The organism is Nonomuraea sp. NPDC049152 (assembly GCF_040648355.1).
Taxonomy (GTDB): Bacteria; Actinomycetota; Actinomycetes; order Streptosporangiales; family Streptosporangiaceae; genus Nonomuraea.
On record NZ_JBEZDO010000011.1, the window covers coordinates 170203 to 192536 of the forward strand.

The following is a 22334-nucleotide window of genomic DNA, read 5'->3' on the forward strand; positions in this document are numbered from 1 at the left end:
GAAAGGCATCAGCACAAGCGAGGCTTTTCATGGGTAGGCGTAAGGAAGACCGATGCTCGATTTGCGGCGTCTTACTTTGATCTGCGAGTTCGCCCGCAGGGGCAGCATCGCGGCGACCGCCGAGTCGCTCGGGTACAGCCCCTCGGCGGTCTCGCAGCAACTGGCCGCGCTGGAACGCGAGGCCGGCACCGCGCTCCTCGACCGCACCGCGCGCAGCGCCGAGCTGACCGACGCTGGCCGCCGCCTGGTGGCGCACGCCGAGCGCATCCTCACGATGGTCGAGGAGGCGGAGTCGGACCTGTCCGCGCAGGCGGGCACGCCCACGGGCCGCGTGGTGCTCACCGCCTTCCCCACGGCCGCGGTCGCCTTCGCGCCCGTGCTGGCGCGAACGCTGCGGCGCCACACGGGGCTCACCATCAGGCTCGGGCAGTCGCGCTCGGGGCGGGGCATGCGCGAGGTGCAGTCCGGCGAGGTCGACATCGCGTTCATCGACGACTGGTACGGCAGGGCGCGCGACAGCGAGTCGCTGAGGGTCTTCCCCCTGCTGCACGACCCGCTCGTCCTCGTCGTGCCGCGCAAGCACCGCCTGGCCGACACCGACGTGCCGATCGACCTTCGCGAGCTGCGTGACGAGCCGTGGATGGCCACTCCCGACGGGGAGCCGTCCCGCCTGGCCGTGGACCGGCTCTTCGCCGACGTCGGGGGCGCGCGGCGGACGCCGTGGGAGTTCGAGGGCCTCGGCACGATCCTCTCCCTCGTGGCCAAGGGCATCGGCATCGCCGCCGTGCCCGCCCTCGCGCTGGCGGCGGGGGTGCGGGGCATCGCGGTGCGCGAGTTCCCCGGCTCTCCCGTGGGCCGTGACGTGCTCGCCGTCGCCAGGGGCTCCAGCGTCCACCGGCCTTCGGTGTCGGTGACGCTGCGGGCGATCCACGTCGCCTCCCGCTATCTCGCCGCGGATCTGGAGCCCGTCAGGCTGGCGCACCGGTAGCCTTCGATGCCGTGGCTCCGACGTACGACATCGAGAAGCTGCTCGCGGGCGCGCGCGGAAAGATCGTCGCGGGCATCGACGAGGTCGGCCGCGGCGCATGGGCGGGCCCCGTCCTGGTCTGCGCGGTCGTCACCGACCTGTCCGAGCCGCCAGGCGGGCTGACCGACTCCAAGCAGCTGTCCGCCGCCCGCCGTACCGCGCTGGCGCCCGAGCTGGAGCGGTGGGCCAAGGGCATCGCGTACGGCGAGGCCTCCCACGAGGAGATCGACGCGTTCGGCATGACGGAGGCGCTGCGCAGGGCGGCGAGGCAAGCCCTCGAAGCCCTTCCGCTGCGGCCCGACATGGTGATCCTCGACGGCTCCCACGACTACATCGGCTCGCCGTGGCCCGTCCGCCTGGAGGTCAAGGGCGACCAGGCGAGCATCTCGGTGGCGGCGGCGTCGGTGCTGGCCAAGGTCAGGCGCGACGCCCACATGGCCACCCTCGGCTGCGACGAGTACGGCTTCGCGGACAACGCGGGCTATCCCTCGCCCGTCCACCAGGCCGCGCTGGCCGAGCTCGGCCCCACCGCGCACCACCGCCTGTCCTGGTCCTACCTGGACGACCTGCCGCGATGGCGGCACCTCAAGAAGCACAGGGACGCGGCGGTCGGCGAGGGGCAGATCTCCCTGTTCGGCTGAGCCCGCCGCTGCCTCACAATCGGGGGATGCGGATGGGTGTGTTCCTCGTCGCTGCGGCCTTCCCTGGGCAGGAGCCCGCCCAGGTGCTGGGTGACGCGCTCGCGGCCGTCGAGGCCGCCGAGGAGGCAGGCTTCGACGAGGTGTGGATCGCCGAGCACCACTTCATGTCGTACGGCGTCTGCCCCTCCGCCGTCGCGTTCGCGGCGATGGCGCTGGGCAGGACCAGGCGGATCGGCGTCGGCACCGCGGTGAGCGTGCTGTCCACGCGGCATCCCGTGGCGCTGGCCGAGGAGGCGGCGATGCTCCACCACCTGTCGGGCGGGCGCTTCAGCCTCGGGGTGGGCAGGGGAGGGCCGTGGGTGGACCTGGAGGTCTTCGGGACGGGCCTGCCGCGGTTCGAGCGCGGTTTCGCCGAGTCGCTCGACGTGCTGTGCTCGGCGCTGTCGCGTGACAGGATCGCCGCCGACGGGGAGTTCTTCTCCTTCCGCGAGGTGACGATGGTCCCGTCGGCGCGGATGACGCCCGTCGTCGCCTGCACCTCGGCCGAGACCACGCGGCTGGCGGCGGACAGGGGCCTGCCGATGCTGCTGGGGATGCACGTCGGCGACGAGGAGAAGGCGGCGGCCGTCGCGGCCTACGAGGCGGCCGGCGGTCCGAGGACGCGGCACGTGGCCGCCGCGGTCGGCCACGTGGCCGACACGACGGACGAGGCCGTCCAGACGCTCAGGAAGGCGATGCCGCGCTGGCTGGAGCCGGGTCTCGCGGGCTACACGCCCGTGGACGGGCGGGCCCGCCCCTCGCGTGACATCGGGCGCTACGTGGACTTCCTGACCGGCACGCACCCGGTGGGCGACGCCGACCACTGCGTGGCGGCCATCGAGCGCACGCGGGCGGTGACGGGTATCGAGCACCTGATCCTGATGGTCGAGGGTGCGGGAGACAGCTCCCGCACCCTCGAGAACATCAGGCGGCTCGGCGCCGACGTGCTGCCCAGGATCAGCAGTCGACGAGCTCCGGCTTCTGGTTGAGGATCTGCGCCCGCGGGGTCACGAAGTCGCGTAGCGCGCCGGTCGCGGCCGGATCGAACACCGCGACCCTGTGGCAGTTCTGGAAGGCGAGCCGTACCCCGAAGTGACGCTCAAGGGCGCCGCGCATCGAGTCGCTCGCCAGGCAGCGCAGGAGCTGGCCGCGGGCCTCCTCGTCCGGCGGCGGGGTCTGGTTGTCGGCGAAGGCGGCTCCTGAGTGTTCACGCTGCTTGACCAGCTCGCTGATCATCGACCAGGCGTAGGGCAGGGAGTCGCGGACGCAGGCGAGGAACGCCGCGTCGTCGATCTCTCCTTGTCTGGCCTGCTCGAGAAGATCGTTCGGAACGGTCAGCGACATGCTGTCTCCTCTCGAAGGGAACTACTAGACGCTAGGTGGGGTCGCGGACGTGCTCTAGATGGCTTGAAGGCGACAGTCGAGTGACGCGGGGCCGTACACGAAGTCAGGATCGATCTGATCGGCGAGGTCGAGCCCCGTGCGCTCGTTGGCCCACGCGCGGGCGTTGCGCAGGTGGAACTCCACCGTCTGGCGGCCGAACCTCGCCCAGTCCTTCTCCTGCGCGTCGGCGTGCTTGACCAGCACCGACAGGGCCTCGGCGTTGGCCGGCTCCAGGTCGTGGAGGGTGAAGGGGCGGCCCTGCTCCAGGGCGCGGACCGCGCTGGAGTGCTCCATCCAGGTCAGCAGGTCGTCGCCGACGTGCTCGCGCAGGAACTCGACGTCGCCGGGGCCGTGGACCTTGTTGCCCACCACCGCGATGGCCACGCCGTAGTCGGCGGCGTAGTCCCTGTACTGCCTGTAGACGCTCACGCCCTGCCTGGTCGGCTCGGCCACCAGGAACGTCATGTCGAACCTGGTGAACAGGCCGGAGGCGAAGGAGTCGGCGCCCGCCGTCATGTCCACGACGACGTACTCGCCGTGGCCGTCGACCAGGTGGTTGAGCAGCAGCTCGACCGCGCCGACCTTGGAGTGGTAGCAGGCGACGCCGAGGTCGTCCTCGCTGAAGGGCCCCGTGACCATCAGGCGCGGCCCTTCGCGCGTCTCCACCGTGTACGGCAGGTCGTCGAAGCGCAGGATCCGCGAGCCGCGCCCCGGCGGGGTGGTCTTGACCATCGCCTCGGCGGCGGGGATGCGCGGATTGGAGCCGCGCAGGAGCTCCTTGATCTCGGTGAGGCGCGCGCCGAGCGGCTCCGGCGTCTCCTCCAGGCCGAGGACCAGCGCCAGGTGCTGGTTGATGTCCGCGTCGACGGCCACCACAGGGTCGCCCTGACTCGCCACGAACCTCGAGAACAGTGCGGACACGGTGGTCTTGCCGCTGCCGCCCTTGCCAACGAACGCCACTCTCACGCTGCCGACCCCATCTGAGTATGAAAACCGTTTCCGATTCAGCATGACACAGCGGGGCGCGAGAAGGCGGGATTTGCCGAAACCCTCGGGAGGTCGCGCCTAGGCGGACACGATCTGGGCGAAGGTGATCTCGGTGAGTAACTTCTCCTCGTGCTCGCGGATCGTGGCCCACACGTCGGCCAGAGGCTGGGCCACCCCCGGATACTCGTCGGGCGAAGGCCAGCCCTCGACGACCGCGATCACGTCGGCGAGTGTGATCGCCGACGCTTCGCGGGCCAGCCAGTAGCCGCCGTCAGGGCCGCGCTGGCTGCGGATCAGCCCGGCCCTGCGCAGCTGCAACAGGATGTTGTCCAGGAACCTGCGCGGAATGCCCTGCGCCGCCGCGATCCGCTCGGCGGACACCGGGCCCTCCGGCGCCGCGGCCAGCTCCGTGACCGCCCGCAGCGCGTACTGCGTCCTAGCGGAGATCCGCACGAAGGCCCCAGCGACGGCGAAGGGCGTTGTCACCGGCCTCGAAGAGCAGGTCGATGACGATGCCGATCATCAGGACCACGATCATGGTGGCGAGCAGGCCGGCCGAGTCGGCCAGCTCGCGGGCGTAGTGGAGCTGCTCGCCGAGCGAGGGCTGGTTGGCGATGATGACCACGATCTCGCCGGCCATCAGCGACCGCCACGCGAAGGCCCAGCCCTGCTTCAAGCCCGCGAGGAACGACGGGAGCGAGGCGGGCAGGATCACGTGCCAGTACAGCTGGAGCCTGCGGAAGCCGAGCACGTGCCCCGCACGCAGCAGCAACGGCGGGGTGTAGTCGACGCCGGTGATCAGGCCGTTGGCGATGGACGGCGCGGCGCCCAGGATCACCACGAAGGTGATGGCGCTCTCGCTCAGCTTGAACAGCAGGATCGCCAGCGGGAACCAGGCGATCGACGGCATGGTCTGCAGGCCGGTGATCAGCGAGCCGAAGGCGGCCCTCAGCACCTTGACCCTGGAGACGAGCGCGCCGACGATCAGGCCGATCAGCACGGCGGCGGCGAAGCCCGTCACCGCGCGGCGCATGGTCACGCCGACGGCCTGCCAGAACTCGCCGGTTCCCAGGCGCTCGAACAGCACGGCAAAGACCTCGGTGGGGCCCGCGAAGACCCACGGCTCCCAGAATCCCGCCCAGACCACGCCCTGCCAGATGGCCAGCACGATGCCGACGGCCAGCGTGATCGGCCAGACGCGCGCCCAGAGACGGGTGGCCAGCGCGCCGCGCCGCTTCTCGGTGATCTCCAGGGCGTCGAGGCCGGCGATCTGCGCGGCGTGGGTGTCGGTGCTCATGGGCGCTCCTCCTGTGAGGTAGCGGTCTTGCGCGGGTTGTCCGCGTGGCGGGCGACCTCTCGCTTGAGCTGGTCGGTGATGCGCGCCGCCAGCGTGGCGACCTCGGCGGAGTCCGTACGGCGCGGCCTGGCCAGTTCCACGGGGAACTCCTCGACGACCTTGCCCGGCCTGCTGCTCAGCAGCACGACCCGGTCGCCGAGCCGTACGGCCTCGCGGACGTTGTGGGTGACGAACAGGACGGACAGCTTCCGCTCCCGCCAGATCCGTTCCAGCTCGTCGTGGAGCAGGTCGCGCGTCATGGCGTCGAGCGCGCCGAACGGCTCGTCCATGAGCAGCACGTCGGCGTCCTGGGCCAGCGAGCGGGCCAGCGCCACACGCTGGCGCATGCCGCCCGACAGCTGGTGCGGCCGCTTCGGGCCGAAACCGCCCAGGTGGACCATCTCGAGGAACGCCTCGGCCCTCGCGCGCCGTTCCCGCCTGGGCAGCGCGCGCATGGCCATCTCGACGTTGGCGGAGACGGTGAGCCAGGGGAACAGCGCAGGCTCCTGGAACATCATCGCGACCTTGCGCCCGGTCGTGGAGATCACGCCGCCAGAGGGCTGGTCGAGCCCGGCCACCAGCGAGAGCAGCGTGCTCTTCCCGCATCCCGAAGCGCCGAGGAGGCAGACGAACTCGCCCGGCGCCACGCTGAGCGAGACCTTGTCGAGTGCGAGCAGGTCACCGTACAGCTTGGAGACCCCTTCGAGCCGGACCGCTTCCTGACGGTCCACCTGGACGGTCATGTCACTTGTCCTTGATCGACTGCTGGCCCTTGGCGGCCAGGACCTCGTTGAGGATCTTCAGGTCGTAGATGCCGTTGAGGTCCACCGGCTTGAGCAGGCCGACCTTGACGGCGTGGTCCGCGCTGCCGGTCAGCGACGACGCGATCGGGTCGTTGGTGAACGTGATGTTCTTGAACGCGCTGCCCAGCACCTCGGGCTTGAGCGGCTTGCCCGTCAGCTTCTCGATGGAGGCGTTGACCACCTTCGACGCGGCGTCGGGGTCGGTGTTGATCTCCTCCGTCGACTGGACGTGCGCCTCGATGAGCTTCTTGAGCAGGTCGGGGTTGGCCTTGGCCCACTCCTGCCTGACGATCAGGTGAGTGATCACGAACTGCTTGTCCGGCCAGAGCTCGCGCTCGTCCTGGAGGATCTTGCCCTTGCTCTCGATGACCAGCCTGCTGGCGAACGGCTCGGGCACCCACGCGCCGTCGATGTCGCCCGTGGCGAACGTCTGCAGGGTCTGCGAGTTCTCCTGCGGCACGATGCTGACGTCGCCGCCGCCCTTGGTGTCGGTCTTGAGGCCCTTCTCCTGCAGCCAGTAGCGCAGGGCGACGTCCTGCGTGTTGCCCAGCTGCGGGGTGGCGATCTTCTTGCCCTTGAGGTCCTCGACCGAGTTGATCTCGGGCTTGACGACGAGGTAGACACCGCCCGAGGCCGAGCCCGCGACGATGTTGATGGCCTTGCCCTTGGACTTCTCCCAGGCGTTGATGGCCGGGTTCGGGCCGATGTAGGTCGCGTCGACGGCGCCGGAGAAAACGGCCTCGATGGCGGCGGGCCCCGCGTTGAACGTGCTGGTCTTGAGGGGGACGCCCAGAGACTTGGCGTAGATGCCCTTTTCGACGCCGTAGAGGGCGGTGGAGTGCGTGATGTTCGGGAAGAAGCCGAGGCGCACCTCCTTGGCCGCGGCTGTGGGCGCGCCCGACGAGGAGGACCCGCAGGCGGCCGCCAGCGAGGTCATGGCCAGTACGGCGACGGCGGCGGCGAGCCTCTTCATCGCAACTCCCTATTTCCTACTTAATCAGTCGGCTATGTGTACATGAAATCCCCTCATTCCCTTCTCGTCAAGTGGGAATTATGAGACCGTCTGTCAAGACGACCCGTAAGCCCATGGGCCTTCGCCTGGCGGCTCGGACCGGCCTTCCGGGGGAGCCGAGCTCCCCGCCCCCCTTGCCGGGCGGCCTCCCGACCGCCGGACCTCCGGTCGTTGCGCTGGTTCGGGAGGGCCGCACACTCGGACTGTGCGGATGTCGAGCCCTCGCGCGTCCCACCGCTTCGGAGAGCTGTGGACGGTCCAGCTTGGTGACCGGGCTAGCAGACCTCGTCGAGGGAGATGGCGTTGTCCGAGGGCGTGGGCGAGGGAGTGGTGGACGGCCTGCTGGCGGTGCGCCTGGTGAAGGATTGGCTGGAGTCGAGCGCTTCGGACACCTTCTTCTTGATCAGGTGCCAGTCGGGGTAAGCCGTGTTGATCAGTGGCGGCACGAACTGCAGGCTCTTGATGTGGGTGCCCTTCACCTTCTGCCCGAGATCGACCAGCGCGGGCAGCAGGTCGGCGGGGATGTCGGTGGAGATTGCCCGCTTGGTGGCGGTGGCCAGGTTCTCGAAGCTGTTGAGCAGCGTCACCGGGTCCGCCTGCTGGGCGACGGCGTTGAGCAGGCACTTCTGGCGGCTCATGCGCACGTAGTCGTCGCTGTTGGTGCGGGAGCGGCCGAACCACAGCGCGTCCTCGCCGGACAGCTTGCGGGTGCCGGCGGGCAGGAGGCCCTCGTTGTATTTGCCGTAGGTGATCGGCTCCTTGATGGTGATCCTGACGCCGCCCATGGCGTCGATGATCTCGGCGAAGCCCGCCATGTCGACCATGGCGTAGTAGTTGACGGGGATGCCCAGGATGTCGCTGATCGTCTCCTTGAGCAGGGTCGCGCCGCGCTGGCCGGCCTTCACACCCGGCACCATCTCGGGGTAGTCCTCGGCGTACTGGTAGACCTCGTTGAGCAGGCCGGGCGTGGCGGGGGGCTCGCCGGTGAAGCCGTAGGGGAAGCGGTCGCGGGCTGGGCCGCTGGGCAGCATCACCTGCTGCAGGTTGCGCGGGAGGCCGAACAGCGTGGTCGACCCCGTGGCGGTGTCGATGCTGGCGACGGTCATGCTGTCGGTGCGCACGCCGACCCGGTTGGCGGCCGCGTCGGCGCCGGCGAGCAGGATGTTGACGCGGCTCGCGCCCTTCCACGGGTCCTGGGCGATCACGGGGGTGGTGCTGATGGAGGAGAACACGCTGGTCACGACGTCGTGGGAGACGTAGGCCACGCGGGCGGCCCAGGCGCTCGGCGCGATGACCAGGATGCAGAGGCCGCCGGCGACGGCGAGGTTCAGGTTGTGGCCCGCGCCGCTGGGCCGTACGAGCCAGAAGGACCAGATGATCACGGTGGACCAGGCGAGGGCGATCGTCGCGATGGCGACCGTGAGCACGACGAGCCAGGTGGGCTGGACGGCGAGCGACAGCAGCGCGCCCCTGAACGCGGTGGCCATGGTGACGATCAACCCGACGAGCACCAGGTAGACCGTCATGAGGCCGAAGCCGGTACGGAGCCGTCCGGTGGCCAGGTGGGCCAGGCCCCACAGCATTGCCGAGCCGATCGTCAGCACCACGGCCGTGCCCGGGCCGAATTCGCGACCTTTGCCAGTCATCCCGCCCCAACCTCGTCTATCAGTAGATCCATCACAGGTTAGTAACGGTTTTCGGCTGAAAGGCGATGCTGCGGGCCGCGTCGGCTCAAGCTTTCACCAAGAGGCCGCTCCGGCGAACGAGGTGGCAGCCGGGGCGTACCCCAGCAGCTCGCGTGCCCTCGTGATGTCGAGAGTGCGTTCGACGGCGAGATGGCCCACGGCGTACCTGGTCAGCCGGGGTGGGCGGCGGGTGTAGGCGGAGATGATCTCGGTGAGCCCGGCCATCCGCATGGCGACGCCCTCGCTGACATAGAGCGGCCGTACGGCGAGGCGGCGCTCGCGCAGGAGCTCGCGTAATGCGGCGTCCAGCGTGACGGGGCGGCTGTCGGTCACGTTGTAGACCCCGATCGGGGCCGTGACGGCGAGCAGGCAGGCCTGCGCGAGATTGTCGACCGAGGTCAGGCTGAGCCTGGTCGTGCCGCTGCCGACGGCGAGCAGCCTGCCCGCCCTGATCGAGCGGAGCAGGCGGGGCAGGAGCGTGGTGTCGCCCTTGCCGTAGATCGCGTGCGGGCGCAGGATGACCGCCCGGCCACTGACGGCGTGCTCTGCGGTGGCCTTGGACGCGCCGTAGGCGTTGGCGTAACGCCTGACGGGGGCCTCGTCCTCCTCAGCCATGACGGTCGGGCGGAAGGGGTCGTAGACGCTGGCCGTGCTGACGTGGACGAACCTGGCACCGGGGAAGGCGGCCATGGCGTTGCGGGTGCCGGTGAGGTTGGCCTGCCAGATCTCCCGTGGCGGGCCCCAGTCGGTGACGCTGCCCGCGCAGTGGATCACCGCGTCGACCCGCTCCTTCGGCGGCTCGCCGTGGACCAGGTCCCAGGAGGAGTAGGGGAGGGCGCCCAGGTCGGCGTGCGGCCGCCTGCCGTACGCCAGCACCTCCCACCCCCGCGCGGCGGCGGCCCTGCACACGGCGCCGCCGACGAAGCCCGACGCGCCGGTCACCGCGACCCTCATGGCGCGCCCCGCCCGATCGCGGCCCGGCGGAAGATGATCGTGAACCTCACCGCGCCACCTGCTGTCTGATCGCGGCCCGGTCGAGCTTGTCGCTGCGGCCCTTGCGGGGCAGTTCGGGCAGTGTCACGATCCGGTCGGGGAGCGCGGGCGCGTCCATCAGGTCGGGCAACGCCTTGCGCAGCAGCTTCTCGTCGTAGCCCGCCGTCGTGGTCAGGGCGAGGACGACCTCCTCGTCGCCGGTGTCGGGGTCGGGCAGGCCGACGACGGCCGCCTCGCCGACGCCGGGCAGCGCGGCGATGGCGGGCTCGTAGACACCGGGGTAGATGTTCACGCCGTCCCTCAGGATCATGTCCTTCTTCCTGCCGAGCAGCACCAGCCTGCCCTCGGCGTCGAGACGGACGAGGTCGCCGGTGGCCAGTTCGGTGAGCGGCGCGTCGCCGAGGTAGCCGCGGGCGAGGTGCGGCCCGGCGACGAACAGCTCGCCGTCGTCGGCGACGCGTACGCGCACGCCGGGCAGCGGCGCGCCGAGCAAGTCGCCGCCGGTGGCGGCGAGCTTGTCCTCGGCGGAGGCGATCGCGATCGGCAACGCCTCGGTCAGCGCGTACACCGACAGGATGTCCGCCTTGGGCGCCGCCTCCCTCGCTCTTCTGAGTACGGCAGGCGGCGCGGGAGCGGCCCCGAGCAGGAGGCAGCGCAGCGTGCCCGGCAGCCGATGGGTGCGCTCCAGCAGCCCGTGCAGCTTCACGGGAACGGAGAAGGCATGGGTGGCCCCGCGCCGGGCCAGCTCTTCGGCGTAGTCGCCGCGCCCCGGCATCGACCAGGTGGCGCCCGCGATGAGCGCGGGAAGCCCGAGGATGAACTGGTCGGTGTGGACCACGTCGCCTGGCCCCATCGGCACCGCCTCGGTGAACAGGCGCAGGCCCTCGGCCAGCGATCGCCTGGTGTGCACGACCCCCTTGGGCTGCTCGGTCGTCCCCGAGGTGAAGGCGACGACGGCCGCCTGGTCCCGCGTGACCGGTGCCCCCTGTACGGCCGGCAGCCCGCCGACCCCCGACGGGACGCCGGGCAGCCCGCCGACCCTGAGCGCGCCCGACGGGACGCCGGGCAGCCACGGCCCGGTGTAGAGGTGGCGGGCTCCGGGGAAGGGCTCGCGCAGGTTCGGCAGGAGCAGCCCCCGGCGCCTGGCCAGGCGTTCCAACGGGCCGCTGAGCAGGTAGAGCAGCGACTCCGCGATCACCCAGCGGGGCCGCGTGAGCGCCATCCTCCCGGCGAACACCTCGGGCGCGAGTCCTGGGTCGGCCAGTACCAGCGTCCCTCCCGCCGCCACCGCGCCGAGCGCCAGCGCGACGGCGTCGGGACCCGGCCTGACGGCGAACAGCACGCCGAAGTCGTCATCGCCGCGAAGGGCGTGCGCGACGGTGAGGAGGCGGGTCCTGAGCTCGCCGTAGGTGACGGGGGTCCCGTCGGGCGCGATCAGGGCGGTCCTGGCGGGGGCGGTGTCGGCGGTGGCGAGCACGCCGGAGATGATGTCGATCACGCTTTCCTGACCCAGAGGTGTGCGTAGGTCGGGATGAGGACGCCACGGGCCGCCTTCCTGCCGACGACTCGCAGGTCGTGCCGGAGCAGGGCGGCGGCGACGGCGCGGATCTCGGCCAGCGCGAGGGGATATCCGATGCAGAAGTGCGGCCCCGCGCCGAACCACAGCCTGCGCAGCTCTGGCGGATGCGGGCGGGAAGGGTCGAAGGGGCCGTGGGCACGGGCGCAGTTGTGGGTGGCGATGAGCACGCGGTCGCCCGGCCGTACCGGAACCGCGCCGACGGTGGCGGGCTCGGCGACCGAGCGCAGCATCACGGGGGTGGGGGTGGTCACCCGCATCGCCTCCTCGACGGCGCGGTCGAGTTCGGCGCCCGCGATGGGACGACCCTGGCGGAGGTGCCCGTGGTCGTGCAGGAGCGCGATGAGGCGGGGGACGAACGTGGCCACGGTCTCCGTCCCCGTGAGGAAGAACGCCCCCGCCGCGCCCCTGGCCTCGGCCTCCGAGAGCCCGAGCGAGCGCATCCTGCCCATCACCGTGGCGGGATCCTCGGCGAGGTAGGCGGCGGAGGCGATGTCGCCGATCCGGTCGAGGACCTGGCGGGCGGCCACCACCTGACGGGCGGACAACCGGCGCGTGCGCAGCGACACCATGGCAGCCACGCGCTCCCCGTCGGCGAACAGCGCCCGCGCCCGCTCGGGAGGCACCTCGCCGAGCCCGATCAGCCTGCAGATCACCGAGCCCGCCATCAGCCGCATCGCGTCGACCAGGTCCACGCGCTCACCGCCGTCCAGCCGGGCGGAGAGCTCCTTCAACGGCACGTCGAGCACGTCGGTGACCAGCGCGGAGACCGAGGAGGGGGTGAAGAGCGGAGCGAGCTTGGCCCGCAACGCCGCGTGCGCGGCGCCCTCCATGTTGAGCAGCACGGAAGGGCCGAGCACCGGCGTCCACAGCTCGCCAGGCGAGCCAGGGCCGTCCTTGCGGAAGCGCGGGTCCATGAGCACGCGGCGGGCGGTGGCGGCGTCGTTCACCACCACGCCGAGCCAGGGAACGCGCACCACCGGGCCCATGCGCGCGAGCAGGCGCACCAGCGGGTAGGCGACAGGGTGCGCGGCCAGGTAGAGCCAGGTCTCATGGCTCACCGGATGTCGATCACTTCTGGCTTGTAGTGGTGGTCGATGTACCAGGCGAGGGTGCGGACGAGACCGTAGGCGCGCAGGCGGCGGACCGAGCCGAACACCACGACGTCGCGGCGGGAGCCGTACGCGCCGGTGAGCCTGCGTACGCGGTTGACCAGCTCGCGGTCCTCGTGCGCCTCCTCGATCGCCGTGCGGGGGAAGCCGCCCGAGCGCTCGTACAGGTCCGCGGTGATCGCCATGGTGGCGCCGGGCATCATGACGTAAGGGCCGCGGTAGTCGGGTGAGCGGTTGCTCGGCCGTGCCTTGCCGAAGAAGGCGGCGGTCTCGACCACGGCGGGGATGAGGCGGCGCTCCCACAGCTTCAGCGGGAACTCGTCGGTGCGCGCCCGCAGCTTGCCGCCGACGAGCTCCAGGCCGTCGGCGAAGGCGCGGCGGATGTTCGCCGTCCAGTCGGCCCGCGGCAGGCAGTCGGCGTCGGTCCTGGCCAGGTGGGTGGCGCCGTTGGCGATCGCGTGGCGCATGCCGGTGTCGGAGGCCGCGCCCGTGCCCTTGCGCGACTCGTGGACGACCTCGACGCCGAACGCGCGGGCCGCCTCGGCGGTGCCGTCGGTGCTGGCGTTGTCCACGACCAGCACGGTGAAGTCGCGGTCATGCTGCTCCCGCAGGGCGCGCAGCGTCGCCCCGATGCTCGCCGCCTCGTTGTAGGCGGGCACGACGACCCAGAGCTTCATCACATCTCCGCCAGCATGACGCCCATGCTGATGCCCCCGCCGAGGCCGAGCAGCGCCACCCTGTCGCCCGGCGCCCAGCCGCCGAGCCGGAGCTGCAGCGGGAGGGTCGCCGACGCGCAGTTGCCGTGCTCGGGCAGGCTGACGACCAGCCTGTCCTCGGGGATGCCCAGCGTGTCGGCCAGGAAGCGCAGGTACGGCAGCGCCACCTGGTGCACGGCCACGATCGCGAAGTCGTCCCACGACAGGCCCGTCTGCTTCAGCGCGGTGACGAAGATGTCGGGCCCGGCCTTCTCGAACGCCTCCTTCAGCCGGCGGCCGTCGCCGCGGAAGTAGGAGTACTCGGGGTCGCGCGGGTGGGCGGAGCCGCCGCCGGGCAGCGTGCCGATGTCCCACGCGGTGCTGTCGGCCGAGAAGTCGCGGTAGAAGATGCCGCGCCGCGGGTCGGCGGCGAGCAGCACCGCGGCCCCCACGTCGGACAGCGTGTAGCCGGCGAAGGAGTCGACGAACTGCTCGCGGTCCTTCACCTGCCACCTGATCGCCCTGCTCGGCGTCTCGCCCGTGCACACCAGCACCCTGCGGTGGGCGCCGGAGAGGATCAGCGCCTCGGCCACCTGGATCCCGTTGAGCAGGCTGTTGCAGGCGTTCTTCACGTCGAACACGGGGCATGACAGGCCCAGCTTGGCCGCCACGATGTGCGCGGTCGCGGGCTCGACCATGTCCTGCGACGCCGAGGCGAAGATGAGCAGGTCGACGTCGGTGTCGAGCTGTCTGGCCGCCTCGACGGCCAGGTCGGAGGCCTGCTGGCCGTCGGCCGCCACATGCCTGCGCCTGATGCCCGTCAGGCGTTCGATCAGCCCCCTGGGCGCCCTGAACCCCTCGATCCGCTCCTCGACGTCACTGCTGGTCAGTGTCAGGCCGGGGAGATACGTCGCTATGTCCACGATGCGCGCCTTCACCCAGAGCACGCTAGCCACCCGAGCTTGCAGAACAGTTGTCGGGGCAGGGAAGGGTATGAGCGAAGTTGAAATCGGCACCGTGACCACGAAGGTGCCCGCCAGGCTCGACCGCCTGCCATGGTCGCGCTGGCACTGGATGATCGTCATCGGCCTCGGCACCGTCTGGATCCTCGACGGGCTCGAGGTCACCATCGTCGGAAATCTCTCCGCCCAGCTGGCCAAGCCAGGCAGCGGCCTGGAGATCACCCAGGCACAGGTCGCGGGCACGGCCGCGGCACTCTACGTGGCCGGCGCCTGCTCGGGAGCGCTGTTCTTCGGCTGGCTGACCGACAGGTTCGGCAGGAAGAAGCTGTTCATCATCACGCTCCTGGTCTATCTGTTCGCGACCCTGATGACGGCCTTCTCCTTTCATCCCCTGTGGTTCTTCGCGTTCAGGTTCCTGACCGGTTTCGGCATCGGCGGTGAGTACGCTGCGATCAACTCGGCGATCGACGAGCTGATCCCCAGCAGGCACCGCGGCAGGATCGACATCCTCATCAACGGCAGCTACTGGCTGGGCGCCGCGGGTGGCGCGCTGCTCACCGTGCCGCTGCTCAACGACCTGCCCGTCAACATCGGCTGGCGCGTGGCCTTCGGGCTAGGCGTGGTCCTCGGCCTGGCGATCCTGCTGGTGCGCAGGCACGTGCCGGAGAGCCCGCGCTGGCTGTTCATCCACGGCAAGGAGAGGGAGGCCGAGGAGATCGTCGCGGACATCGAGCGCCAGGTGGGCGGGCAGCTGGAGGAGCCCGAGCGGGAGATGACCATCCACCAGCGCAAGTCGATCGGGTTCATTCGCATCGCGCACACCATGGTCGCCCTCTACCCGAAGCGGACGATCCTCGGGCTGTCGCTCTTCATCGGCCAGGCGTTCCTCTACAACGCGATCACCTTCGGCTACGCGCAGATCCTGTCGACCTTCTTCCACATCGACACTCACACCGGCTATTACTTCGCGGTGATCGCGCTCGGCAACTTCTTCGGCCCACTGCTGCTCGGGCCGCTGTTCGACACGGTGGGCAGGGTGCCGATGATCTCGGCCACCTACATCGGCTCCGGCGCGCTGCTGTTCGTCACCGCGTGGCTGTTCGCGCAGGGGTCGCTGACCGCGGTCACGCTGACCGCCTGCTGGTGCGCGGTGCTCTTCGTCGCCTCGGCCGGCGCGTCTTCGGCCTACCTGACGGTCAGCGAGATCTTCCCGATGGAGACCAGGGCCATGGCCATCGCGTTCTTCTTCGCCGTCGGCACAGGGGTCGGCGGCATCGCGGGACCGCTGGTCTTCGCGGGGCTCGTCGAGAGCGGAGTGCCTGGCGACACCGCGCTCGCGTTCTCCATCGGCGCGGGCCTCATGGTGCTGGCGGGGCTCGTCGAGCTCGTCCTCGGCGTGAAGGCCGAGCGCAAGGGCCTGGAGGAGATCGCGACGCCGCTCAGCGCCGTGCAATCCGCTCGACCTGCGTGAGGTCGGCCAGGTAGAGGTGCGGCACGTCCACGAACACCCGCAGCGGGCCGCAGTCCAGGCCGAGATCCCGCGCGATCCCGGCCTGGACGTCCCTGAGCGGCACGTAGTTCAGGTAGCAGGTGTAGGCGTTCTGCGAGCGGAAGGACGCCGTCATCACCAGCGCGCCCTCCCTGATCCTGACCGCCACCGCGGCCAGGCACGGCACCGCGTCGTACGGCTCGCCCGGCCTGGTCAGCGACACCCACGCGCTCTTGCTGTACGGCCTGGACCGCAGCAGCGTGGTCGCCCACTCGAGCTGGGGCGTCAGGCGCTGTCCGTAGCTGTACTTGAAGGGCGGGATGATGTCGGCCTCGGTGAACTTACGGGTGTACAGGGCGTGTTGGGCGGCGTCGCCGTACCGCCTGAGGATCGGATCGTCGTCCCACCGCACGTCGCTGATCTCGAACAGGACCGCCTGGCCCTCGATCACCGGGCCGCGGTCGTCGTCGGCGGGCGCGCCTGACGCCTGCACGTGCCGCATGAGCCATATCCACGCCTCCCCACAAGACGCCCACCTCGTGGGCTCTGCCATCAGGTCTCCACGTTCGGGAAGTTGTAGGGGTTATGGGGAAGGCGGCGCCGCCTGGTGACGTTGCAGCGCACGTAGTAGACCGAGTAGTGCACGAGCGCCACCAGCAGGATGCTGAGCAGCAGCAACGACAGATTCGGCGCGGACTTGCTCAGCCCCGTGACGCCGACCGTCAGGTAGGCGGAGTTGACCAGGGCCAGCATCATGACGTTGATCCCGGGCCACGCCAGCGGCGCGTAGGTCTCCGGATATCGCGGGTCGACCGGCAGGTTGGGCGACCAGTCGAACTCGTCTTTCAGACGGCTGACGTAGAGCAGCCTGAAGTTGTTGAGCGCCCTGGCGGTCCTGGCGTGCGCGTTGACCGCCTCGATGAGGCGCAGGAACGGCAGCACGCTCAGCAGGCCGAAGGCCGCGACCAGCGCGTAGAGATACCACGGGACGGTGTCCCACCTGGTCAGACTGGCCGGGTCGACCACCTTGGTGCTGGTCAGCGCGATGGCGGCGGCGAAGGGCGCCGAGAGCAGGCTCATCGCCAGCCGCGTCATCTTCAGCCGCTCGTCCTTGGCTGCCAGGTGAACCGCGTAGATGCCGCTGAAATCCACAGCGGCCAGTTGGAGGAACTGCGTCGCTTCGAGCTGCGTCGGGGGTTTCCGCATGAGCGTGCTCCTGAAGTGCCAGCTACCCCCAGTATGAGCGGCGCTCTGAGTTTTGTACCAACAAATCTCAACTTGCTCTGGTCAAAGTTTGACGCTCCACGTGGTCGATGTAGGCGGTGGGCAGGCCGTACATGATCGCGGCTATGTCCCTGTCGTGGATCACGGGCAGCGCGGACAGCGCGTCGGAGGCCAGGCCCCTGCAGTGTTCGAGCGTGTCGCCCACGATCGTGGTCTCCCTGAGCGCGGCGAGGGTGGCGTCCACGTCGTCGTGCAGCACCGAGGGGTCCTTCGCCATCGCGCGCAGCACGGGGAGCGTGTAGACGCCCTGACGGAGATCGTTGCCGGCGGGCTTGCCGAGGCGTTCGGTCGGCGCGGTGAGGTCGAGCAGGTCGTCGAGGATCTGGAAGATCAGGCCGAACCGCTCGCCGTACAGCGCCATCCTGGCCCTGTCCTCGTCGGAGGCGTGCGCGCAGATGGCCGCGACCAGACAGGAGGCGCGGAACAACGCCGCGGTCTTGCCGGTGATCGAGCGCAGCGCGCTCTCGACGGTCCGCTCCCTGTTGAACTGGTCGGCCGTCTCGAGGAACTGGCCCTCGGCCAGCTCAACCACCGTCGCGGCCAGCACCTCGGCGACCGGGCGCGACACCGCGGTGATCGCGGCGAGACCGGCTCTGGCGAGGATGAAGTCGCCGATGACCAGCGCCTTGCCCTCGCCCAGCTCGGCGTTGAGCGTGCGGGCCCCTCTGCGCTGCATCGCGTGGTCCATGAGGTCGTCGTGGACGAGCGAGCCCGCGTGGATCAGCTCCACGCACGCGGCGGCGGTGATCACCCGCCGGTCGGGTGTCTTGCCGAACGCCAGCGAGGTCGCGAGGGTCAGCGCGGGACGCAGACGCTTGCCGCCCGCGGTGATGATCCGGTCGGCGCCCGCGTTGATGCCGGGAAGGGCCGAGGAGCCGGCCAGCCGTCTGATCCTGGTCTCCACCTTGCGCAGGCCGTGGGCGATCGCGGGGGTGTTCAGCAGCTCATCCATGCCTCCCACCCTGGGTCGCCGCCGCTGTGGATTCCCTGAGAGCGGCTGTGAGCGGGCTCAGCGCGGGGTGCGTGCCGTACCCCCTCCTGAAGGCGATCAGCGTGCGGCGCTCGATGGGCAGCGCGGCCAGCGTGACGCCTACCGGCGGATTCGCCGCCGCCAGCAGCGGGACGAGGGCCACGCCGTGGCCCGCGGCGGCCATCAGCAGGACGGTGTCGAAGTCGTCGATGTGATGAAGCACACGCGGCTCGAACCCGGCGGCATGGCAGGCGCGGACGGCCATGGTGTGGCAGAGCGTGCCCGGCGTGCTGACGATCCACGGGTCGTCGCGGGCCTCCTCGAGCGTCCTCCTGGTGGTCAGGTACATCGGTTCGGTGAGCAGCGGCACGGTCTCGACGCCCTCGTCGACGACGGGCGGCACGAAGTCGTACTCGTGGACCAGCGCGACGTCCAGCTCGCCCGCGCGAAGGGCGGCGCAGACGTCGGCGGGGTCGATCTCGGAGATCATCGGTTCGAGGCCCGGATGGTCGCGCCGCAGGGCCGCCAGCGTGCGCGGCAGCAGGGCGCGGGCGGCCGTCGGGAACGCGCCGATCCGCAGCGGTCCCGCGGGGCCCGTGCGCGTGGCGGCCAGCGCCGCCTGGGCCCGCTCCAGGCTTTCGAGTACGGCTTCCGCGTGCTCGACGAGCACGCGGCCCGCGGGCGTGAGGACGACCGTGCGGCCCGTCCTCTCCAGCAGCGGCAGGCCCGCCTCGCGTTCGAGCGCGCTCAGTTGCTGGGAGACGGCCGAGGCGGTGAAGGTCAGCGCGTCGGCGACGGCGGCGATCGTGCCCCTTCTCGACAGTTCGCGCAGAAGGCGGAGCTTCCTCGGATCGAGCATAAGGCGAGCTTACGGCGCACCGCAGAAACGTGAACTGGTATTGATGGTCGGGTGTCCGTCAGGGTGAGAAGCATGCTTTCCGGAATCTATGTGCCCCTGATCACGCCCTTCGCCGCCTCGGGGGAGGTGGCGTTCGACGCGCTGGAGAAGCTCGCCGCCAGCGCGCTCGACCAGGGAGCCGCAGGGCTCGTCGCCCTGGGGACGACGGGCGAGCCCTCCTCGCTCACGCCCGCCGAACGCCGAGAGGTGGTAAGGATCTGCCGTGACGTGACGGCCTCGTACGGCACGCAACTGATCATCGGCGACCTGGAGCTCGCGGACGGGGCCACCGCCGCGCTCGTGACCGTGCCCGCGTTCGTCAGGCCGGGCGAACGCGGTGTCATCGCGCACTTCGAGCAGCTCGCCGAGCGGACCCCGGTGCCGCTGGTGATCTACCACATCCCCTACAGGACAGGGCAGGCGCTGACCGCCGCCACCCTGCGGCGGCTCGGCGAGCACCCGATGATCGCAGGGGTCAAGTACGCCACGGGTGCCGTCGATCAGGACGCGATCGCGCTGCTCAGCGACCTGCCGCCGGGCTTCTCCGTGCTGACGGGAGACGACGTCTACCTCTCGCCGATGCTCGCGCTCGGCGCCTCCGGCGGCATCCTGGCCTCCGCGCACCTGCACACCGGCTCCTTCGTGTCCATGGCCGCCTCATGGGACAGGGCGCTCGGGCACCGGCTCGCCGCGATGTCGGCGCTGCTGTTCGCCGAGCCGAACCCGACCGTGATCAAGGGCGTGCTGCACGCCCACGGCCTCATCCCGACACCTGACGTACGGCTTCCGCTGGTACCCGCGACGGCGGAGTCGGTCGCCCGAGCCCTAGATTGGGGCGCGTGAACTGGCTGAGCGAGACGGAGTACGCCGCCTGGATCGGCTACCGGCGGATGCGGCTGCTCCTGGATCTTGAGATCCAGCGCGACCTGATGCGCGAGTCGGGGCTGTCCGAGCCCGACTACGACGTGCTGTCGAACCTGTCCGAGGCCCCAGAGAACCGGATGCGGCTGACCGAGCTGGCCGTGCACATGCGGTGGTCGAAGAGCAGGCTCTCCCACCACATCACCCGCATGTCGGAGCGTGGGCTGGTCTGCAGGGAAGAGGTCGCCCACGACGCCCGGGGCGCGTCCATCGCGCTGACGTCCAAGGGACTGAGCACGATCAAGGAGGCCGCGCCCGGGCACGTGGCCTCGGTACGCAGGCACTTCATCGACCTGCTCACGGAGGAGGAGCTGCGAACCCTTGCCCAGGTGTCGAGGACGGTCCTGGCGAGACTCGAATAATTGCTGGACATATCGGACGTTGATCGGCTAACGTCCCTCCGCATGGGTTCTCTGTGATTTCTCGCGACGCGTTGAGCGCTGTCATGCCCGCCTCACGAGAATCCAGGATCTTTCATGCAACTAGCCCTATCTCACGTTTCCATGCGTTACGCCGGCCGGGTCGTGCTCGACCAGGTCTCGTTCACCGTCAAGCCCGGCGAGAAGGTCGGGGTCATCGGCGACAACGGCTCGGGTAAGTCGACGCTGCTCAGGCTGCTCGCAGGGCGCGCGAAACCGACCAACGGCACGATCACCGTGTCGGCGCCCGGCGGGGTCGGATACCTGCCGCAGACGCTCGAACTGCCGCCGACCGCCACCGTCCAGGACGCGATCGACGTGGCGCTGGCCGACATCCGCGCGCTCGCCGCCGAGATGCGCGCGATGGAAGACACGCTGACGCCCTCGCTGTTCGAGGAGTACGCGGCGTTGATCGCCCGCTTCGAGGCGCGCGGCGGGTACACCGCCGACGCCAGGGTGGACGTCGCGCTGCACGGGCTCGGGCTGCCGTCCCTGCCCAGGTCGCGGACGCTCGGCTCGCTGTCGGGCGGCGAGCGGTCGCGGCTCGCGCTGGCGGCGACGCTGGCGTCGGCTCCCGAACTGCTGCTGCTCGACGAGCCGACCAACGACCTCGACGACTCGGCGGTCGCCTGGCTCGAAGAGCACCTGCGCGGGCATCGGGGCACGGTCGTCGCCATCACCCACGACAGGGTGTTCCTCGACCGGATCACCTCGACGATCCTGGAGGTCGACCTGCGCCAGGTGCGCAGGTACGGCAACGGCTACACCGGGTACCTGGCGGCCAAGGCGGCCGAACGGGCGGCGTGGGCGCTGGCGCACGAGGAGTGGAAGGAAGAGCTGGCCAGGCACGCCGGGCTGGTGGAGGCGAACGCCGGCCGGATGGCGGCGATCCCTCGCAAGATGGTGAAGGCGGGGATGGGGACGGGTCAGTGGCGAGCCCGATCCCGCACCCACGGGGCGGCCGGCCGGATCCGGCAGTCGCTGCAGCGGGTGGAATGGCTACGCGCCAACCCCGTCCCCCCACCGCCCGAACCACTCCGCTTCGCCACCACCCCACCGATCACGGCCACCCCACCGATCACAACCCCAGCGACCACCGCCACCCCACCGGTCACCCCCGCCACCACCCCACCCGCCACCAGCCCATCCACGTCGCCTCCGGACACCCGCACCTCGTGGGTGGCCGCACCCTCGACGGGTGGTGGGGCCGCATCGAGCGGTCCATCAGCGATGGCGTCTCTCGAAGACACGCGTCAGCTCGCGTCTTCGGAGGCCGCGCCCTCGACGGGTGCGGCCGAGTCGAGCGGACGGCAGGCCACGGCGGAGGCAGGCGGGGCGCGGGTCGGTGGGCAGGGGGCCGCCTCGGCCGAGCCCCTGGTGGAGCTCGTCGGCCTCCGCGTCGGCGAGCGGCTGCGGATCCCCTCCCTGCGCATCCAGCCAGGCGAGCGGCTCCTCGTCACCGGCCCGAACGGCGCGGGCAAGACCACGCTCCTGCGGGTGCTGGCGGGCCTCGTCACCCCGGACTCAGGTTCGGTACGGCGACCGGCCAGGATCGGCTACCTCCGTCAGGAGGAGACCACCGCCAACCCTGGAGTCAGCCTGCTCAGGGCATACGCGGCAGGACGACCGGGCTCCCTGGACGAGCACGCCGACGCGCTGCTCGCCCTCGGCCTGTTCCGTCCCGCCGACCTGCGCACGACGGTGGGCGAGCTGTCGGTCGGCCAGCGCAGGCGGATCGAACTGGCCCGCCTGGTCAGCGACCCCGCCGACCTCCTGCTGCTGGACGAACCCACCAACCATCTGTCCCCGATGCTGGTGGAGGAGCTGGAGGAGGCCCTGGCGGGTTACTCGGGCGCGGTGGTCATGGTCACTCACGACCGCGGCACCCGGGCCTCGTTCACCGGGACCCACCTGGAACTGGCCGAAGGGACGATCACCAGCCACACCCTTCGCCAGTCCGACTCCGAGCCCGCCCACTCCCACCAACGACCCGCTCACCTCAAGGCCGCGACCCCCCACCGCGCCGCCTGACCCACCCGAGGCCGCCCCGACCACCACATCGGGGCGGCCTCCCGGTGCCGGTGGGGGATGTGGGTGGTGGG

Annotated in this window: 23 protein-coding genes; 7 read left to right on the forward strand and 16 right to left on the reverse strand. The window is 70.6% G+C overall.

All coding sequences use genetic code 11. From position 1 onward, the window contains the following. Positions 1-52: 52 nt before the first annotated feature. The 3 genes from AB0B45_RS21800 to AB0B45_RS21810 are packed head-to-tail and all read left to right on the forward strand — an operon-like array spanning position 53 to position 2696. Positions 53-988 (forward strand): LysR family transcriptional regulator, encoded by a 936-nt coding sequence (locus AB0B45_RS21800; RefSeq protein WP_358133091.1) that lies wholly within the window; start codon positions 53-55, stop codon positions 986-988. Positions 989-999: 11 nt separating this feature from the next. Continuing rightward, a complete protein-coding gene (locus AB0B45_RS21805) occupies positions 1000-1668 on the forward strand; it encodes a ribonuclease HII (protein ID WP_358133094.1) in 669 nt (222 codons plus the stop codon). A 26-nt stretch (positions 1669-1694) separates the two neighbouring features. After that, positions 1695-2696, forward strand: a complete 1002-nt coding sequence (locus tag AB0B45_RS21810) for an LLM class flavin-dependent oxidoreductase (protein ID WP_358133096.1) — start codon at positions 1695-1697, stop codon at positions 2694-2696. Here AB0B45_RS21810 and AB0B45_RS21815 read toward each other — a convergent pair. From AB0B45_RS21815 to AB0B45_RS21870, 12 genes are all read right to left on the reverse strand, one after another. Beyond that, entirely contained in the window at positions 2665-3051 is a 387-nt protein-coding gene (locus AB0B45_RS21815; RefSeq protein ID WP_358133099.1) for an SCO5389 family protein, read from the reverse strand. The two genes, AB0B45_RS21810 and AB0B45_RS21815, sit on opposite strands and share 32 nt — an antisense overlap. 54 nt (positions 3052-3105) lie before the next feature. Continuing rightward, positions 3106-4056 (reverse strand): ATP-binding protein, encoded by a 951-nt coding sequence (locus tag AB0B45_RS21820; protein ID WP_358133102.1) that lies wholly within the window; start codon positions 4054-4056, stop codon positions 3106-3108. A gap of 99 nt (positions 4057-4155) precedes the next feature. Next, positions 4156-4530: an Rrf2 family transcriptional regulator gene (locus tag AB0B45_RS21825; protein WP_358133105.1), complete on the reverse strand. Its 375-nt coding sequence runs from the start codon at positions 4528-4530 to the stop codon at positions 4156-4158. Next, on the reverse strand, positions 4514-5374 hold the full coding sequence (locus tag AB0B45_RS21830; protein ID WP_358133107.1) for an ABC transporter permease: 861 nt from the start codon (positions 5372-5374) through the stop codon (positions 4514-4516). The genes AB0B45_RS21825 and AB0B45_RS21830 overlap by 17 nt, the downstream gene beginning before the upstream one ends. Beyond that, entirely contained in the window at positions 5371-6156 is a 786-nt protein-coding gene (locus tag AB0B45_RS21835) for an ABC transporter ATP-binding protein (protein WP_358133110.1), read from the reverse strand. The genes AB0B45_RS21830 and AB0B45_RS21835 overlap by 4 nt, the downstream gene beginning before the upstream one ends. Position 6157: 1 nt before the next feature. Next, a complete protein-coding gene (locus AB0B45_RS21840) occupies positions 6158-7189 on the reverse strand; it encodes an ABC transporter substrate-binding protein (protein WP_358133113.1) in 1032 nt (343 codons plus the stop codon). A gap of 314 nt (positions 7190-7503) precedes the next feature. Further along, positions 7504-8874: an LCP family protein gene (locus tag AB0B45_RS21845; RefSeq protein WP_358133115.1), complete on the reverse strand. Its 1371-nt coding sequence runs from the start codon at positions 8872-8874 to the stop codon at positions 7504-7506. Between the two features lie 93 nt (positions 8875-8967). Beyond that, positions 8968-9867 (reverse strand): NAD(P)-dependent oxidoreductase, encoded by a 900-nt coding sequence (locus tag AB0B45_RS21850; RefSeq protein ID WP_358133118.1) that lies wholly within the window; start codon positions 9865-9867, stop codon positions 8968-8970. 46 nt (positions 9868-9913) lie between these two features. Then, on the reverse strand, positions 9914-11404 hold the full coding sequence (locus AB0B45_RS21855; protein ID WP_358133120.1) for a class I adenylate-forming enzyme family protein: 1491 nt from the start codon (positions 11402-11404) through the stop codon (positions 9914-9916). After that, positions 11401-12543 carry a cytochrome P450 gene (locus AB0B45_RS21860; protein ID WP_358133123.1) on the reverse strand — a complete coding sequence of 381 codons (1143 nt, stop codon included), beginning with the start codon at positions 12541-12543 and terminating at the stop codon, positions 11401-11403. The genes AB0B45_RS21855 and AB0B45_RS21860 overlap by 4 nt, the downstream gene beginning before the upstream one ends. Then, the gene (locus AB0B45_RS21865) at positions 12540-13271 is read right to left on the reverse strand and encodes a glycosyltransferase (protein ID WP_358133126.1); all 732 of its coding nucleotides are present in this window, start codon (positions 13269-13271) and stop codon (positions 12540-12542) included. The genes AB0B45_RS21860 and AB0B45_RS21865 overlap by 4 nt, the downstream gene beginning before the upstream one ends. Then, entirely contained in the window at positions 13271-14227 is a 957-nt protein-coding gene (locus AB0B45_RS21870; RefSeq protein ID WP_358133129.1) for a ketoacyl-ACP synthase III, read from the reverse strand. Before AB0B45_RS21870 ends, AB0B45_RS21865 begins: the two co-directional genes overlap by 1 nt. Positions 14228-14282: 55 nt before the next feature. On the opposite strand from AB0B45_RS21870, the gene AB0B45_RS21875 reads away from it, so the two are divergent. Next, positions 14283-15722 carry an MFS transporter gene (locus AB0B45_RS21875; protein WP_358133131.1) on the forward strand — a complete coding sequence of 480 codons (1440 nt, stop codon included), beginning with the start codon at positions 14283-14285 and terminating at the stop codon, positions 15720-15722. Here AB0B45_RS21875 and AB0B45_RS21880 read toward each other — a convergent pair. The 4 genes from AB0B45_RS21880 to AB0B45_RS21895 form a co-directional block, all read right to left on the reverse strand. Continuing rightward, positions 15691-16242 carry a hypothetical protein gene (locus AB0B45_RS21880; protein ID WP_358133133.1) on the reverse strand — a complete coding sequence of 184 codons (552 nt, stop codon included), beginning with the start codon at positions 16240-16242 and terminating at the stop codon, positions 15691-15693. The two genes, AB0B45_RS21875 and AB0B45_RS21880, sit on opposite strands and share 32 nt — an antisense overlap. A gap of 50 nt (positions 16243-16292) precedes the next feature. Further along, complete coding sequence (locus tag AB0B45_RS21885; protein ID WP_358133136.1) at positions 16293-16946, reverse strand: hypothetical protein; 654 nt, start codon at positions 16944-16946, stop codon at positions 16293-16295. 67 nt (positions 16947-17013) lie between these two features. Next, a complete protein-coding gene (locus tag AB0B45_RS21890; RefSeq protein ID WP_358133138.1) occupies positions 17014-17976 on the reverse strand; it encodes a polyprenyl synthetase family protein in 963 nt (320 codons plus the stop codon). Continuing rightward, positions 17969-18853 (reverse strand): LysR substrate-binding domain-containing protein, encoded by an 885-nt coding sequence (locus tag AB0B45_RS21895; RefSeq protein WP_358133141.1) that lies wholly within the window; start codon positions 18851-18853, stop codon positions 17969-17971. Before AB0B45_RS21895 ends, AB0B45_RS21890 begins: the two co-directional genes overlap by 8 nt. A gap of 72 nt (positions 18854-18925) precedes the next feature. Between AB0B45_RS21895 and AB0B45_RS21900 the strand changes: the two genes are divergently transcribed. The 3 genes from AB0B45_RS21900 to AB0B45_RS21910 all read left to right on the forward strand — a co-directional run bounded on the left by AB0B45_RS21900 (position 18926) and on the right by AB0B45_RS21910 (position 22263). Further along, a complete protein-coding gene (locus tag AB0B45_RS21900; RefSeq protein ID WP_358133143.1) occupies positions 18926-19735 on the forward strand; it encodes a dihydrodipicolinate synthase family protein in 810 nt (269 codons plus the stop codon). After that, on the forward strand, positions 19732-20175 hold the full coding sequence (locus tag AB0B45_RS21905) for a MarR family winged helix-turn-helix transcriptional regulator (RefSeq protein ID WP_358133146.1): 444 nt from the start codon (positions 19732-19734) through the stop codon (positions 20173-20175). The genes AB0B45_RS21900 and AB0B45_RS21905 overlap by 4 nt, the downstream gene beginning before the upstream one ends. 141 nt (positions 20176-20316) lie before the next feature. Next, complete coding sequence (locus AB0B45_RS21910; RefSeq protein WP_358133149.1) at positions 20317-22263, forward strand: ABC-F family ATP-binding cassette domain-containing protein; 1947 nt, start codon at positions 20317-20319, stop codon at positions 22261-22263. The last annotated feature ends 71 nt before the right edge of the window (positions 22264-22334 follow it).

Coding starts and splice junctions, on each gene's coding strand:
- AB0B45_RS21800 (WP_358133091.1), top strand. CDS start 53: ATGCTCGATTTGCGGCGTCTTACTTTGATCTGCGAGTTCGCCCGCAGG.
- AB0B45_RS21810 (WP_358133096.1), top strand. CDS start 1,695: ATGCGGATGGGTGTGTTCCTCGTCGCTGCGGCCTTCCCTGGGCAGGAG.
- AB0B45_RS21815 (WP_358133099.1), bottom strand. CDS start 3,051: ATGTCGCTGACCGTTCCGAACGATCTTCTCGAGCAGGCCAGACAAGGA.
- AB0B45_RS21830 (WP_358133107.1), bottom strand. CDS start 5,374: ATGAGCACCGACACCCACGCCGCGCAGATCGCCGGCCTCGACGCCCTG.
- AB0B45_RS21835 (WP_358133110.1), bottom strand. CDS start 6,156: ATGACCGTCCAGGTGGACCGTCAGGAAGCGGTCCGGCTCGAAGGGGTC.
- AB0B45_RS21840 (WP_358133113.1), bottom strand. CDS start 7,189: ATGAAGAGGCTCGCCGCCGCCGTCGCCGTACTGGCCATGACCTCGCTG.
- AB0B45_RS21845 (WP_358133115.1), bottom strand. CDS start 8,874: ATGACTGGCAAAGGTCGCGAATTCGGCCCGGGCACGGCCGTGGTGCTG.
- AB0B45_RS21850 (WP_358133118.1), bottom strand. CDS start 9,867: ATGAGGGTCGCGGTGACCGGCGCGTCGGGCTTCGTCGGCGGCGCCGTG.
- AB0B45_RS21865 (WP_358133126.1), bottom strand. CDS start 13,271: ATGAAGCTCTGGGTCGTCGTGCCCGCCTACAACGAGGCGGCGAGCATC.
- AB0B45_RS21875 (WP_358133131.1), top strand. CDS start 14,283: ATGAGCGAAGTTGAAATCGGCACCGTGACCACGAAGGTGCCCGCCAGG.
- AB0B45_RS21880 (WP_358133133.1), bottom strand. CDS start 16,242: ATGCGGCACGTGCAGGCGTCAGGCGCGCCCGCCGACGACGACCGCGGC.
- AB0B45_RS21885 (WP_358133136.1), bottom strand. CDS start 16,946: ATGCGGAAACCCCCGACGCAGCTCGAAGCGACGCAGTTCCTCCAACTG.
- AB0B45_RS21890 (WP_358133138.1), bottom strand. CDS start 17,976: ATGGATGAGCTGCTGAACACCCCCGCGATCGCCCACGGCCTGCGCAAG.
- AB0B45_RS21895 (WP_358133141.1), bottom strand. CDS start 18,853: ATGCTCGATCCGAGGAAGCTCCGCCTTCTGCGCGAACTGTCGAGAAGG.
- AB0B45_RS21900 (WP_358133143.1), top strand. CDS start 18,926: ATGCTTTCCGGAATCTATGTGCCCCTGATCACGCCCTTCGCCGCCTCG.
- AB0B45_RS21910 (WP_358133149.1), top strand. CDS start 20,317: ATGCGTTACGCCGGCCGGGTCGTGCTCGACCAGGTCTCGTTCACCGTC.